Annotated in this window: 9 protein-coding genes and 2 pseudogenes; 7 read left to right on the top strand and 4 right to left on the bottom strand. The window is 54.9% G+C overall.

Features of this window, described 5'->3' with window-relative positions:
* Window positions 1-224 precede the first annotated feature (224 nt).
* Entirely contained in the window at window positions 225-662 is a 438-nt protein-coding gene (locus B0G80_RS09985; RefSeq protein ID WP_116117888.1) for a hypothetical protein, read from the bottom strand.
* A gap of 1,433 nt (window positions 663-2,095) precedes the next feature.
* Here B0G80_RS09985 and B0G80_RS46770 point away from each other — a divergent pair.
* The 3 genes and pseudogenes from B0G80_RS46770 to B0G80_RS09970 form a co-directional block, all read left to right on the top strand.
* Window positions 2,096-2,896 (top strand): annotated as a pseudogene (locus tag B0G80_RS46770) (IS3 family transposase); the annotation flags it as partial.
* Window positions 2,897-3,249: 353 nt separating this feature from the next.
* Window positions 3,250-4,269: a hypothetical protein gene (locus B0G80_RS09975; protein ID WP_116117886.1), complete on the top strand. Its 1,020-nt coding sequence runs from the start codon at window positions 3,250-3,252 to the stop codon at window positions 4,267-4,269.
* A gap of 92 nt (window positions 4,270-4,361) precedes the next feature.
* Complete coding sequence (locus tag B0G80_RS09970; protein ID WP_116117885.1) at window positions 4,362-5,207, top strand: hypothetical protein; 846 nt, start codon at window positions 4,362-4,364, stop codon at window positions 5,205-5,207.
* A gap of 31 nt (window positions 5,208-5,238) precedes the next feature.
* Here the strand turns inward: B0G80_RS09970 and B0G80_RS09965 are convergent.
* Both B0G80_RS09965 and B0G80_RS09955 read right to left on the bottom strand, forming a co-directional pair.
* Window positions 5,239-5,427 (bottom strand): annotated as a pseudogene (locus B0G80_RS09965) (ornithine cyclodeaminase); the annotation flags it as partial.
* 585 nt (window positions 5,428-6,012) lie between these two features.
* Window positions 6,013-6,771, bottom strand: a complete 759-nt coding sequence (locus tag B0G80_RS09955) for a hypothetical protein (RefSeq protein ID WP_116117882.1) — start codon at window positions 6,769-6,771, stop codon at window positions 6,013-6,015.
* A gap of 23 nt (window positions 6,772-6,794) precedes the next feature.
* Between B0G80_RS09955 and B0G80_RS45215 the strand changes: the two genes are divergently transcribed.
* Window positions 6,795-7,055 carry a hypothetical protein gene (locus B0G80_RS45215; protein WP_147309849.1) on the top strand — a complete coding sequence of 87 codons (261 nt, stop codon included), beginning with the start codon at window positions 6,795-6,797 and terminating at the stop codon, window positions 7,053-7,055.
* Window positions 7,056-7,354: 299 nt separating this feature from the next.
* Here the strand turns inward: B0G80_RS45215 and B0G80_RS09945 are convergent, their stop codons facing one another.
* Window positions 7,355-7,819: a M15 family metallopeptidase gene (locus tag B0G80_RS09945; protein WP_116117880.1), complete on the bottom strand. Its 465-nt coding sequence runs from the start codon at window positions 7,817-7,819 to the stop codon at window positions 7,355-7,357.
* Between the two features lie 991 nt (window positions 7,820-8,810).
* Between B0G80_RS09945 and B0G80_RS09940 the strand changes: the two genes are divergently transcribed.
* From B0G80_RS09940 to B0G80_RS09930, 3 genes are all read left to right on the top strand, one after another.
* Entirely contained in the window at window positions 8,811-11,174 is a 2,364-nt protein-coding gene (locus tag B0G80_RS09940) for an alkaline phosphatase family protein (RefSeq protein WP_116117879.1), read from the top strand.
* Window positions 11,175-11,491: 317 nt separating this feature from the next.
* Entirely contained in the window at window positions 11,492-12,148 is a 657-nt protein-coding gene (locus tag B0G80_RS09935; RefSeq protein ID WP_116117878.1) for a hypothetical protein, read from the top strand.
* A 1,078-nt stretch (window positions 12,149-13,226) separates the two neighbouring features.
* Complete coding sequence (locus B0G80_RS09930) at window positions 13,227-13,985, top strand: hypothetical protein (RefSeq protein ID WP_116117877.1); 759 nt, start codon at window positions 13,227-13,229, stop codon at window positions 13,983-13,985.
* Window positions 13,986-14,183 lie beyond the last annotated feature (198 nt).

The following is a 14,183-nucleotide window of genomic DNA, read 5'->3' as shown; positions in this document are numbered from 1 at the left end:
TCGACAGCATCAGTGATGTGCAAACAGTGTGTTTGTGCGGGTAGGAGCCCATCCAAGGGAGTTTTGTCCGCCGAGCAACGAATTTCGCGGTCCCTTCGACCCACTTCGGATGCGACTGAGTTGGCGAGGGAGAGGCTCGCGGAGCTGGGCTACGACGTAGACATACTGATTCCGACGCAGTCCGGCTTCGCCAAGCGATTCCGCTTAAGCCGGCAACACATCGGTTACGGACTTTTAGTGGCGCCGCTTGGACTACTAGTGCTAACCTTTTTAGGCTGCGGATTCGCTTTGGGCTGTTCCGTCGGAGCACCCTGAAAAATGGCCAACAGAACGTCCACGAGTCTTTTTAGGATGACTTCGACGGCTTCTGCAGCGTACCCGCCAAGGATAGCTAAAGCGCCCGGCGTGAAAGCCGCATTGCTGTGTCCAATGGCTTCCTGCAGTCCAATAGACAAGATGATTCCCGCTACCACGCCTGTGATTAGCCGCGATATATACATCGCATTGTATTTGGGGTCGTAGGAACGGTTCACCAAGTAAGGCTGTGCCCTTAATAACACGTAAAAAGAAGCTCCCAGTACCGCGCCTGAGAAAGTTTGCAACATGCTCAATGCGCCCGGGCTTAAGAACGCAGACAAGGAAAACGTCTTCAGGTAGTCCATGGCGCGCTCTCCGGTCGTAGACCACTTCTCGAAATATTGAAGGACGCCTTATTTCCCCGAGCGACCGGCGCGGATGCCGCCTCGGGGCTCGACGCAGGCGCACTAGGCTTGACAGGCTTCGTCTCAAAATTTCTCGCGACTATAATTGCGGACGTAATAGCGAATACAAGTGCGCTGCAAAGTGCTGCGCCCGCAGCCCATTTAACAAGGAGCGGCATCCCTCCGAGCAACTTGTGTCGGCCTGGCGGAGGTTCCGATGTCAGGAGCGATACCGCTGTCGCGGGCGCGATGGCCAGCGAGAGTTCTGCTTGCACCCTGAGGACGAGTTCAGTGACTGTCGTGAACGGTTTTGCATTCACGCTTGTCAAGTCGGCTGAATGCAAGGCTTCCTTATCCGGGACCACAGACGGCCGGCTGATGCCGACCGGTCTGATTTTTGCGGCTTCCGTTGCAGAATGATTGGCCTCACCCCGATGCTGAATTTCGGTGGGAGAATCGGCAGGCGTTGGGCCACCGACGTCGCTGCCGACGTCCTCACTGTGTGGAAAATTGGCCTCGTTCGGCGATGTCGGAATGTCGCTCGGCGTGTCGTCTGGCAGCGGGCCTGTTCCCGCCGGTCGGGCGACTACAGGCTGCTCTTGGCTGAGAACTGGTCTCGACCTCGGACCGTACAAGTCGCTTTCAATAAGTGTTTTGTCGATAAATACGATTGGCTCTTTGTTGAGCGACACTAGCCGCATGTCAAGCTCTGCGACGTCATGCATTAGCTGTTCCGATAGCTGTAATCCATTTTTCGTCGCAAAGCGGAGCATGATTCTGCAATCTGACAGTAGGTCGGAATGCGTCTCATCATTCGGCGTTGCCGCATCAGTTTTCGTCGCCACGGGAAACCTCAAATTACGTCTTCATTACGTTGGGCATCTGACATTCGACAGGGTCGAGGTCGGCTCAGTGAGGCATGTAGTGTCTAAATGAAAGGGCACAACCTCTCGGAGGAGGACGAGAATTGGCCGCTTTTTTTTATGCATGTCTCATTCGTCACGGGCCCGACGTGGAGGGCTATCTATGCATCCATGGTTTGTGAGAGAAAATACCGTCTTTCAGCGCAGAACGTAATGCAGAAAGCAACAGGCGACCGTCGAAGCGAATTGCTCCGAAGAGCGTAAATTTTTGAATAGTCGGCCGCCAGATTTCGATATCCTGGAAAGGCTTCGCTGTTATGCAGCGGGCTTCCGTGTGCAAACGTTAGCGTTTGTCTCTTTGTCAGGCAGCGTAGGTCAGTGCAAAGTTTATGTATGTGTCTAAGCGCACACTGAGTAAGCGAAAGCGTTGCAGCCACCGCGCTGTGCAGACCAACACCTACAAGGTTGTACGTCGGAATGGTCAAGCCTTTGATTCGGGATTGAACAATCAAAGAATGAAGGCGCGGACGTAATCTCGCGGTGAAAACAAAGCGCGACGCCGAATGGGTCGACAAGCGCCAGACACCCGCCCGTGACGACATGCCGCTCGTTCCCGAGCTCCAGGAGTTGGTTGCTGATTGCCTACTTGCGGCTACCGGCGCGCCCGGTCCCCCCTACGCTGAAACCGGGACGCACAGGGGCAGCCTCGGGTTTATGCAAAACGGCTTTATCGGGTTATGCATACTCACGGCCTGCTGCTCACGCGCCGCCCTCGACATCCGAATCCACGCGCCGGCACGATGGCAGGGTCGCGGTGGACCAGAGCAATGCGCGCTGGTGCTCGGACGGCTTCGAATTCCGCTGTGATGACGGCTCGCCGCTGCGCGTCAGCTTTGCACCGGACTGCTGTGACCGGGAGGCCATGAGCTGGGCTGCGACCACTGGAGGCTATACCGGAGACATGGTGCGTGATGTCATGCTTCAGGCTGTAGAAAACCGTTTCGATGGTGCGTTGAAGGCCGACAACGAAATCGAATGGCTCAGCGACAACGGCTCCTGCTACATTGCCGAGGAGACCCTGACGTTCTCGAAAAACGTAGGCCTGAAACCCATCACGACGCCGGTCAGAAGTCCGCTGAGCAATGGGATGGCCGAGAGCTTCGTCAAAACGATGAAGAGAGACTACGTTCGTGGATGCTCAAGCCGGACGCGAGAACGGCGTTGCACAACTTGGCCATCGCGTTTGACCACAACAACGAGTCGCATCCGCACAGCGCCCTGAAATACTGCTCACCACGCGAGTTTCGCCAACGAGCAAATTCCCCGACCTAAGCGTGACCGCATGTCCGGGCATGCAGGGGCGAGTCCGGGCAGAGCCTATTGTGAAATCAAAATGTGGCGACGATACCCTCGACTACTTCGCGTATAGCGTAACTTAAAAATAGTTTTTCTTTTTCTTGTCTATACGCAAAAACACATTATTGAAATAATTTTTATCTTTACAGAATGCCTTCCGCGACCTTTTATTTGTGAGACATAGGCATCTTGCTTAGATAACTCGCGAAAATTCCGTCGCCAGTTTTCATGCTTGAGCGGCGGCCGTTCGCATGGTTGTAGGCCGTTGCTGTCTTCAGGTTAGAAACAGCAAGAGAATGATTTCTTATACGAATCCAAGGAGATAGCTTATGGGCGCAGATGCGGCCGTCCCGGCGACGCCAGCCACGGCAGGTTGGAGCAATCCGGTGCTTGGCGAGTTGATGAGCCATGCGCAATGGTCGCCAACGGCGGATGACAACGCCAGGGACGAGAGTATTCCGATTTCCTTCTACAAAGCTCTGGTTGATTCCTATCTTAGCAACACAGACGACGCCACGGCAAAACGCAACCTCGGTCTGCTTGCTCTGACGGTGGGCGTGAGCGAGTGGGGTATAACAGGTATCGACGAACGCGAGCTGCCCGACCCGTGCAATCGGCACTGGGCCAGCAATAGCAATGCGAAGCAGGGAAAGCACGTCATGAGTTACGACCTCGGCGGCATTGGTATTTCGCACGTTGACTCCGAGGAACTGGGACACTTCGTCGAGTTCGTAGCGGAGCGCTTCATTACCCACCCAACCTCGCTGACAGAAAAGGCCGAATTCCTCAAATTTGCGGACCCGGGCATCTATCTGCACAACCGCATCCAGTACGACCAGATTCGAGCTTCCGGGCTGTGTGACGCCGCCGCTATCAACGCTGACCTGTTCGGCCGGGCGTTTAATGCGGATGAGGAGCACCCACGAGTCTCGCGAGAGAACTGCCTCGTCTGGGACAATAAGAAGCACATGAATCCGCATAGCTGGCAACTCTTTCGGACCTACATGCGTATCGCGCTTCGTTCTCAGGAAGGTCAAGAGTGGATTTTCAACAGTTGGCTTGACCGCAACTGGAACCGCTCGATGAATCACACGCTTGCGCAAGGCGGCACCATAGATGAGGCACTGGCGAATGCTCGCGTTCGAAATTCCGCTCCAGCGCGCGCTGAGGCCGCGCTTGCCAGAAAGGCGAATACGGATACGGGGCGCGTCCAGCGAGAAATTGACGCATATGCCCAGATGAACGACGGCACCACGGCTCGCCGCCGGTTTGGCTTCATCATGCGTTCCGTGAACTTGTACCGCTTCCTTACCGGTCAGCCCTTACTCACAGATGTCCACTCACCATAGGCTAACCTCCTGCGCGCAAGCAACCCCGCGCGTTTGGACGCGCTAGTTTCGATGTATGCAAGCGACACCTCTTCGTGCACCAAGGAGTGAATATGACAACATTTGCGACGTTTCCAGACGGAAAGGCCATTCCCGCGTTATCCGGCAAAGGGATGTACATCTACACGTGCGACAAAGTGGTCTCTGCCTTCAACCATAACGAGAGGGATGCCGCGCAGGCAATGAAGGACATGGGCCTGCAGCATGTCTGGGTACGCATCCACGGAAACGGCTATGTTGGTGACAGGGATGGTGCTGACCGTAAGAAGATGCACCTCTTCTTGGATGCAGTCCAGACGGCCGGCCTCGCTGTCGCGGGCTGGGGCTGGTGTCAGGGAGAGAACCCCGGCAAAGAGGCTAGCCTCACCAAAAAAGCACTGAAGGAGTTCGGACTAGACACCTTCGTAGCAGACATCGAGCAGGGCGTGTCGTCATCAAACTGGACGCCGACGGAAATCCACGACTATCTGGCAGGGGTGAAGGACACCGCCTCCGGCGGCTTGGCGCTGACGAGCCACGGCTTTATAGACTGGCACGACCCTGCGGTGCTCAAGCCGGCCGAAGATTTCGTCGACGCAATGAACCCGCAGGCTTATTGGTACGGGAGCTTCCCGTCACAGAAAATGGTGAACGCAATCAGCAAACCCGCAGCCTACGAGCTCAAGAATTCAGCCGATTACGGCCGGCTCTGTGTAGACCGGTACACGACCTGGTATCACAAACCAGTCATCCTCACGGGACAGGCTTATCCGGAAGACGCGTTTTCAGCGGATGATGTTGAGAAGAAACTTGTGGAATTCCAGCAGGGCTTCGACGCGTGGGGCAGTATCGTTGCGCTCAACTTCTGGCACCTCGGGGCGACGACGCCAGATATGCGTACTACGATAGCGGCTATCTAGCCATAGAAGGAGACCCGCCTTCGAGAGTGTCGCCAATGCAATTCAGGAAACCGAGCGCTTGGAATTCGCTTTGAGCTCCATTCCCAATAAGTGCCATTGTCCAGCATTCCGGGCGGCCGAGCAAACGAGCCGCTACTGGAGACATGGCGGCCGTTCGTATTGCGGTTGTAAGCGTCAATTCCGATAACAGGTGAGGCGTGCCGGTATCGACGTCTGCGAGAAACCAATACCAAATTGATGGTCGTTGTGGGGCTGGCTTTTATCTCATTTTAAGCGCCAGCAACGTGTGGCTGGGATACTTCCAAGATGCCGCCCGTCTATAAACGCCCGTGGTCGCTCCGGGAGAGCGGTGGCCATGTTGGCGATGGATGTGGGGCTCGAATGGCGAGAGCGCACCGCAAGTCACTAAATTGAATTTCCCGCTCTGGAAGCAGCCTGCAGCTACTTGTGATGTCTCCTTTACCTTTGAGTATTATAACGACGTTATCGCAAGCAAAGTCTTCATCACCCCATGAGACTGTCTACGTAGTCCACCGAAGGGAGACCTTTAACCCAAGAAACCGAATCGTCAAGGTGACTGTACGATTACAAGATAGGTGTCTCCACCGTCATGCGAAGCGTCGTCTTGAACGTGCGTAGTCGAAGCCACGTTGTTCCAACCCGCGCTCTCGCACTTAATGATTCCAGGCCCCACTGGTAAGAAGTTTCGTTCTTCCTTCCAAACCGTGAGCACGACAAGCGCTTCGTGCTCGGTCGAAAATGCTTCGATAACAACGTTGGACATTTGCTCGTCTCCAGCCAAGTGTTACTTGATTGCGACGTACAGCGGTTTCGCGGCACCCTCGAACCGCAAGAAAAGGTAGTCGCGGAACGTCGCCGCCTCATTCCTTTTTAGAAGTTGCAATTTTATGTTCGGAGCGCTAATTGCCGATTTTTCTACCAAAGCATTTCGCTTGGCTATGTCGAGTGTGCCGTCAGATTTGCTCACTGCCCGCATTACCGCAGTTATCATTTGGGTTTGACTGGCCACAAGTTGCTCGGCCTCCGTCTGAATATCTGCAGAGACTGCCGGATAGGCATTGGTGTTAACCAGCGCTGCTCCCCCTTTGTCGGCCAGCAAGCGGGCCGCCATCCCTGTTGCAAAATACTGCGCAATGCTGCCGCCGGCCGACACTTCAGCGCCCGTCTTATCAACAGGCGCGCGCCCAGTAGTCTCGCCGGAGAGCGTTGCAATCACCGAATAAGTGTCACGTGCTCCAGGACCATTGACATGGCCGTCCCCACCAGTCATCCCGATGAAGCTCCGGCAGTCGTCACTGTCACACTTCGCCGGAATTTGGTTGCCTTCGACTTCTCCATCGTTAGCTAGCAGAGGCATCCATACCGCCTCCTGCCTCTTGTAGCCCAATGTCACCCCGACGTTGCCGGTTGGCGACTGTGAGACGTCGAGCGCGATGATGGTGTTGGTGCCGAAGATGAGTGTGTTCGTGTGTTTCGGGGTGCTGGAGCAGGCCATCGTTGCAAGCACAACGATGGTCAAGACTATTCCGATTTCTGTACGCATAGTTCTGTCGCCATGATTGGGTCTTGAATGAATCTTCTCGCGGCTTCGAGTTGACTCTCGGTGTTGACCAGAACGACGACTCGGCAGTCGAGTGGGACGTACAAGATGCTCTCGCTGAAGAATCCAACCCCCGACTGGGCACCGACACGGAGTCCCACCGTGGTGAACTTATTCTGCGTCACTTGAAGCTCACGGTCCCCATACGTATCAATTTTGACAACGCCAAAGTAGCGGGTCGACTCAATCGCTCCATTCACGTGCTCATTTTGGATGACGCATCCTGAAAGACCTAGACACACGAGGGCGAGGGCCATCAAAGCCTTAGCCTTCTTGAGGTCAAGGCGAAGAATCGGACGAGGCCCGAGCGCCGGCCGCGATGCGGCAGCTACCGTTCGGCGCGTTGACATCCACATTACTCAAATAGCCTTAATTCTGTCGCGCATCGCCGATGACAGCGTTGGTCGATGGGTGTTCGATAGGCGGTGTAGGGGCAGTATTCACTTCATGTCTCCTAGATTTTTCTTTCTTTCGAGGAAGCACCGAGTAACCTCCCCGCGGCACGTCAAGGCTCGCGCGCAGGCGGTCAATAACCCTTGGCGAACTGAAAATGCATCGGGTCCTTACGTCCCTTGAAATCGCCGCCATAGAAGAACCCACATTCATTAAAAATGCTTACCACTTCGTCAGGAAACCGGTCGCTGCTTCCGAGAGGATATTTCTTGGGCTCCAGGTCGATGGCAATACCCCATGCGTGCGTAGAGACCTTGCCTGTCTTCCCCTCTTTCCCTCGGACCTTTCGGTCGTTGTATATGCCCCCGTAATTTTGAACGTATTTACTTAGCCCGTTCTTTTGGAGTGTGTCGAATGCTTTGAGAAAATTATCAACAATCAGAAAGTGGCAGCGCGCTCTGTGCACTATCTCTTTGTCATAGTAAAGCGGATACGGCAGTGTAAATGGTGTGATGTACCTGTCCTTGAACTTTGGCACATCAAGGCTCCCGAACGTCTCGACAATCTCATCTAGCCCAACGGGCGTCCTCTCTAGCATTGCGCACCCCCTTTTCTTCGGTTGCCAATGCACTACCAAATAACCGCTACTCACGGATTTGGGCGCTTAGCGCTGTGGAACTGCGTTGTTGTGACTATCTGCAGTGGATGCTCTACCCGTCTAGAAAATAAAAGGTGAAAGTAGGTCTAATGTAAACGTCTTAATTGTTACCGCTGTGTGGCCTACCGCACATACGATTTGTGAGTGACGGAAATTCAGGGACGCCTCAGCGTCGACACGGGCTAGGACCCTCGGTTGGCGCGAACCAAATCCCACATTTGGTATCCGACGCAGAACACCTGCGACTAATTTCACGAGCCTTCGATGGTCACGCAGGGAGGGCTCGTCCTTCCTTTGAGCCGTTGTTTCACGTCAGTGGTGCGGTGGATTTGTTCGCGATACCGCGTAACGTCGGCGGTCAAGTACGTTTCTGCGAGAGATGCGAGTCAGACCGGGACGGTGCACGCGTATCGCAATGCAGTGGCGCGCTGCGTAAGACAGCAATGTGCGCTAGCGAACATAGACGAATGCAAAGCGCGAGCCTTATCTGGCGCGCAGTATAAGCTTACAAAGCAAAAAGTTTCGGCGTCTGAGAGTGCCAATCGGTCTAGTCTCCGTCGAATTTCCAGCGCGCGTTTTGCAAGTGCGCGGAGATAGCCGCGCCAGAGAAACTGGCGGTATTTCTTTCCCAAACGCTGGGGACACGGAAGGAACCAATTTTCAACAATTTCGACTGGCAGTTTCTCGTGCAGAGCGACTCTTGGTTTGCAATGAACACATTGAAGCCTGTTGCAGTGACCAGCATGCTTTCGACATATGGTGCCAGTTCGCCTCCGCCATTCAACGAGGACCCGCGGATGCGATTCCGCCTATTGCCGACCCGGCACCGGCACTGCCAGTCATGAAAAGGAACGGCACTCCGAGAGCCCGTGGCGCACATGTTTGAGCCAGTTCAGGCCAGGTCCCGACAATACAGTAGGCGGAGGTAGGCATGTATCAAATTTCGGTTGTGAATCGCACGAGTTGCATTGCGGACCGGGAAATGCATCGTGTCGCCCGTGCCATCAATCGGCAGATTGCCGAGGACTTTGAGCCTTACTGGGCATTTGGCGGCAGACTTCGTGTCGAGGGTCCCGTTGGCCCGAACACCGACCTCACACAGCTCAAGGAATTGCGCGGCGACGCCATTCTTTACGTCCTTGACTCTGCCGCTTCGAACGACGTGCTCGGATATCACGACCAGAACCTGGCCGGAATTCCATATGGATTTGTCTATCTGGACCTCTGCAAGATTCTCGGTGAGGAATGGCCAACGACCTTGTCACATGAAGCACTCGAGCTTATCGGCGACCCGCAGTGCAATCTGCTTGTGCAGGGAGCCGACCCAAACGACAACAATCGCACCGTCTACCATTTTTTTGAGATGTGCGATGCTGTGCAAGCGCAGACGTACGTCATCGACGGCGTGACTGTTTCGAACTTCGTTTTGCCGCACTATTTCACACCAGGCGAGGAGGAAGGTGCGCGAAACGATTTTTGCGGAACAGACCTGAAATCGTTTGGAGTCAGCTCGGGAGGATATATTGGTTACTTCGACCCGGCAAAAGGCCAATATAGCCAGTTCTTCGCAAACGATGCGCTTGCGCGGCAGCGCCTGGACGCAAAGACAGGCGGTCTTGGTCGAGTAGTCCGCCGCAGCAGTATGCAAAATGAACCGGCGTCACGCAAATTTCAGCTGGCCGGACGATTTGCCGCGACGGCAGCAAAAGGCGTCGATGTCAACACACTTCCCGGTGACCCTATCCGCCATGTCATCGTGCTCATGATGGAGAACCGGTCCTTCGACCACATGCTGGGGGCGCTCCAAGCTTCCAATCCAGATATCGATGGGGTCGACCCTCAAAAACCCGGCGTCAATCTTGACGCCAAAAAAGATAACGCGCCTCACAAGCAAACTCCCACGGCTGCACAGTTCGTCAGCAAAGATTTCAAAGTCCCGCACGAGTTTGAGAACGTCACCAGACAGATTGCGGACGGGATGGCGCACTTTGTGGACGAGTTCCGACACGAGAACGCTACTGCTCCAGCTGCCGAAGCAGACCAGGTGATGGCGTATTTCAAGGATGGCGACCTGCCGGCGTTGCACGCGCTGGCGAAATCGTTCACGGTATGCGACCGATGGTTTTCATCGATGCCGGGACCGACTTGGCCAAACCGCTTGTTCGTGCATAGCGGCACGAGCCTTGGGGATGTACTCATGCCAGACGGTGTCATCGACACTGTGCGCATGTTTTTCGGAAGGTACACCCAGCGAACGATTTACGACGAACTCAATGACAAGTCGATTTCATGGAAGATTTACCACGGTGGTGTACCGCAATCCATCGTGCTGAGCCGCTTGAAACGCCTGTACTTCACGGATAGCTTCCAGGAGATGGATGCATTCTTTGACAACTGCAAAGGAGCGGAATCAGACTTCCCAGCATATTCGTTCATCGAGCCCCGATATTTTGATGGATTACATGGTGACGAGAACGACCAGCATTCGCCAACTGGTGTGATGGCCGGCGAAACGCTTATAGCCGATGTGTACAATGCAATCCGGGCAAATCAGGCGTTATGGGAATCGACGCTACTGGTCGTCACCTATGACGAACACGGTGGCTTTTACGACCATGTCGTGCCGCCCGCGACGGTGGCTCCCGACGAGAATACGGACAATTTCTCGTTTAACCAACTGGGCGTGCGCGTTCCCGCTGTCCTTGTATCGCCATGGGTAGCTAAAGGCGTGGACCATACGTTGTACGACCATACAAGCGTTTTGCGTTACGTCTGCGAGAAATGGGGCCTTTCGCCAATCTGTCATCGGACGGCATCAGCGGCGGGCGAACATAAGTCGGGCACGTTCGCGTCGAGCGTTTCGCAGCCAAAGCCTCGCACAGACACGCCGGAGAGGATTTCGACTTGCGCTCAGTCCAGCTTGATGGCCCAGAATCAAAAAGGAACGCCATCGACCTTTCACGATGCCCAGACTGCTCTAGTTTCATACGCAGAGCTTGTACGGCAGGAGCGCGAACGCACAACGGGCCGTTTGGCCGCGACCCGGCCAGGATTGGCCATGAGGGGAAACGGGAAGACAGCGCCGGTTTCCGTCTCCGCGCGTGCGAAAGCAATAGAGAAGTGGTTCGCGCAGGAAAGAGGTAGCGCAAGGCCTGCAATCATCGCGGCGCCGATTTCCGTTCAGCCAGTCATCTCTATGTCCATGCCGGGTAAGAAGATGACAAGCGGTGGACAGCACAAGCCTAGGCCGAAAGCCAAAGGCCGCATCGGCACGTCGAGGTCCGGTCGTTCCTAAGCGAAGCCTCCTCGTAATTGTAGCCACGGTTCGACGAACGGCTGTCGCCAACTCGGTGCAGCGGTCGCCGAATACGGCTCCTAGGGAACACGTTGCCAACACGCCCAACGCACGCGAGCTCGGGCGCAGAGATTTTCGCAGTCTTGTCGCGCGCCGCAACGCTTCGCATTAGGCTTCATAGTTGATTTCCTGTTTGAGCGAGTCTTCAGTAGAGCGCTTCGCAAAGGCGAGGTTTAAGCGGGTGGCAGACTCTCGGGGGTAGCAGGCAGACGCCGCTAGGATATGACAATCGCGAGCGAACCAATGACGAGGTAACCATGACTGCCTTTAAGACAGCTGACTCATCCAAATCCAGCCTCGCCGTATGGATTCCAATTGTAGTGGGCGCAATCGTCGCTATTTCAGGTGGAATCGCATGGCTGTATGCACATCACGAGCAATATCAAAGCAATGTCGTGGCTGAAGAACGCGAAAATCAGAAGCTTTGGTGCCAACTCAAAGTCATCCAGACAAAGCTTGACGAGACGCGAGATATGTCTCGCGACCTGCAAGCGAACTATTTAGTCAAGCCTTGGGGTATCCTCGAATCCTATGTGAGCAAGGCACGAAAGACGGGTGAGACGAAGCAGGCGCTTATGCGAGAAAAGATTGATTCTTTGGTTAAAGCTAACGACGAAATTATTTCTCGGATTCGGTTGTATCTACCCAACGCCATGTTCGGCGAATTTGGGAAGCAAGCGCAAGCCTATATCTATCATGCAGTTAACTATAGCGACCGTTGGAGGGCTGTGCCTCGAGTTATACAAAGTAGCGAACAGCTTCCATTTGCAGTTCCATTTCCGGAACAGTTCCCGACGGCAGTAAATGAAGAGTTGAAACGGCGTGACGCGCTCTCGAAGGCGAATCACAGTGCCTTAAAATTGTGGGTCGGACAAGAAGACTCTTTTCCAGTGCGCAATTGTTCGTCGAGCTGAAATGTCGGTCCGCGACCTTGAGAAGCGCCGTGATATCTCGATGCCGACGCTTTGCCATGACATCGGATACAAGTGTCGTGCCGATGAAAAAGCGCGCCGGTGGCTGCCCAAAAGGGGCCTTCGCGCTCCAAGCGTCTGGCTAGTGGTTCCAAGGCTAGCACCTGAGCCAATTTCGCACAGGCCGTCCGCCAGAGACTGCGGCAGTTGCGTTAGTGGCAATCGGTATCCAGTTGAGCGGAATAGACAAGGTAAGCGCACCAGCCGACTTTCTTCGTTAGTTGGGACTAACTATGTTACTTTCGACAGTACTCTAACGTTGCCGTCCTAGCTGAGTCACTATGGAAAGGCTGCAATATCGGGCATCAGATGCGATTTGGGGCGGATGCAGGGAGATAGCGCTGCGTCGATTCGACCTGATGTATTCGCCCATCTGTCCGGTGACCTGTGAACTGCGTTCTACCGAAATGGGTCCGCAATATTTCTCGGCATGGGGACCGCGAGTTGGCCGCCAATTCGCGACCTGCGCGTGGAAACGATGGTGACCGGCGAAAGCGCCAACAGTGCTCACTGCGCGACGCACACGAAGCCATGCGCCGCAGCTTCATGATTCGAGTGCGCCATAAGTATCGTCTGGTCCAGGAAATCGCCGTATCAATCAATCCTAGCGCCGATGCCCCCGTTCAGTCACGTCACTCTATCCCTCCGGCGGAAATACCTTTGTAGTACTACTGCTCTTTTCGCAAAACGCCGGTAGGCATCGGGGTTGACGTATCTTGAGAACAAATGTCATTCGAGGACTGGTTGCGAAATTAAAAACGGAAATGCTTCCCGGCCCAGCGGGTAGTAGTTTGCTGACTCTGGTATCCTAATTCATCTTCGTTGATGTCGTGACCGGTAAAGCTTTTCTGTATGTGCAGCAGTCCAATTCCCGAATGAGACGTACCGTGTCTCAATCCGGCGCGTCTCTCACGTGTAGCCTCGTGGAGATGCTAATGTGCAAGCGATTCCCAACTAGCTAACGCTCTGACCATGTCCTATGCTTTGCTCACGCGACACAGATAGCTCACGGGGGAAAGTTATGGATGACTTGACCAAGGGCGGTACGCGTTCGTCCGACGATGACGATGCGAAGACGAGGGAGAAGCTGGCGGAAATGCGGCGGCATGAGCTCGAAGAAGTGCACCAAGAGCAGCAGCTCCGTCAGTCTCTGTCAGGCGAAGAGGGCCCCTCTCGAGCCATTTCCCACGAGAGCGCATTGGGCGCCGTAGGTGAACAAACAACATTGGAGGCTGCGGCCTCACTGGTAGAAAGCGATGGGAATGGCTCACCGAACTCCGCTGCCCCACCAGCTTTCTTCAGCGATTCGGCGTCCCCAGCGCCTGACAGCGCATCCAGCAGCCCCTCCTCGGCGCCGACGGCGCCGCCTTTTCCTTCGGACCAGCACGCCTCATCGCTGACTTCAGGCACAGGACTCGATGATGAGTTGTCGAACCTCGGTGCCCTTACCTCGTCACAGCAAAAAGTACCCGACGAGCAAGGGTTCCGCTCCGACGAAGTCAACGGCGGCAATTTCTTCAAACCTTCGGACCCTCGGGGGGGTAACAGCGCTGATACTCTTGATGCTGATACCAGTTCTGGTACCCAGGCAGGACTGGACAAGATTGACTCTAACACCTCTACTCCTGGGAGCGAGGAAACATCGACCGGGGCTACAGGAAGCAGGGGGCAGCTCAGCGCCTCGCTTTCGATTCACATAGCCCGGGACAACTGGACGACGAAAGACTCGTTAGGTGTTGACGCCGACACAATATCGCCCCACATGCCGACGTCGGCCTGACCAGACTGCGAATTGGGAAAGCGTTTCAGGAGCAACGATTCGCGGGCAATTCTCGTGGCCCAGTCGAATTTCGGCATCTGGGTCAAACTGGCATCGGCGGTAACAATACTAGGCCTCTAAAAGGCGTTGCCGCTTTAGCAGCGAAAATTGAACCTTCAACTCGTTTCGAAGCGCCCCTTCAGCATGCGTGTAAAAAAA

This window comes from Paraburkholderia sp. BL6669N2, from assembly GCF_003387275.1.
GTDB lineage: Bacteria > Pseudomonadota > Gammaproteobacteria > Burkholderiales > Burkholderiaceae > Paraburkholderia.
Note: the sequence above shows the minus strand (reverse complement) of the source record. Positions and strands in the feature narration are given on the sequence as shown.

Excerpts from the sequence above, each read along its gene's own strand:
- B0G80_RS09985 (WP_116117888.1), bottom strand. The coding sequence starts at position 662 with ATGGACTACCTGAAGACGTTTTCCTTGTCTGCGTTCTTAAGCCCGGGC.
- B0G80_RS09975 (WP_116117886.1), top strand. The coding sequence starts at position 3,250 with ATGGGCGCAGATGCGGCCGTCCCGGCGACGCCAGCCACGGCAGGTTGG.
- B0G80_RS09970 (WP_116117885.1), top strand. The coding sequence starts at position 4,362 with ATGACAACATTTGCGACGTTTCCAGACGGAAAGGCCATTCCCGCGTTA.
- B0G80_RS09955 (WP_116117882.1), bottom strand. The coding sequence starts at position 6,771 with ATGCGTACAGAAATCGGAATAGTCTTGACCATCGTTGTGCTTGCAACG.
- B0G80_RS09945 (WP_116117880.1), bottom strand. The coding sequence starts at position 7,819 with ATGCTAGAGAGGACGCCCGTTGGGCTAGATGAGATTGTCGAGACGTTC.
- B0G80_RS09940 (WP_116117879.1), top strand. The coding sequence starts at position 8,811 with ATGTATCAAATTTCGGTTGTGAATCGCACGAGTTGCATTGCGGACCGG.
- B0G80_RS09935 (WP_116117878.1), top strand. The coding sequence starts at position 11,492 with ATGACTGCCTTTAAGACAGCTGACTCATCCAAATCCAGCCTCGCCGTA.
- B0G80_RS09930 (WP_116117877.1), top strand. The coding sequence starts at position 13,227 with ATGGATGACTTGACCAAGGGCGGTACGCGTTCGTCCGACGATGACGAT.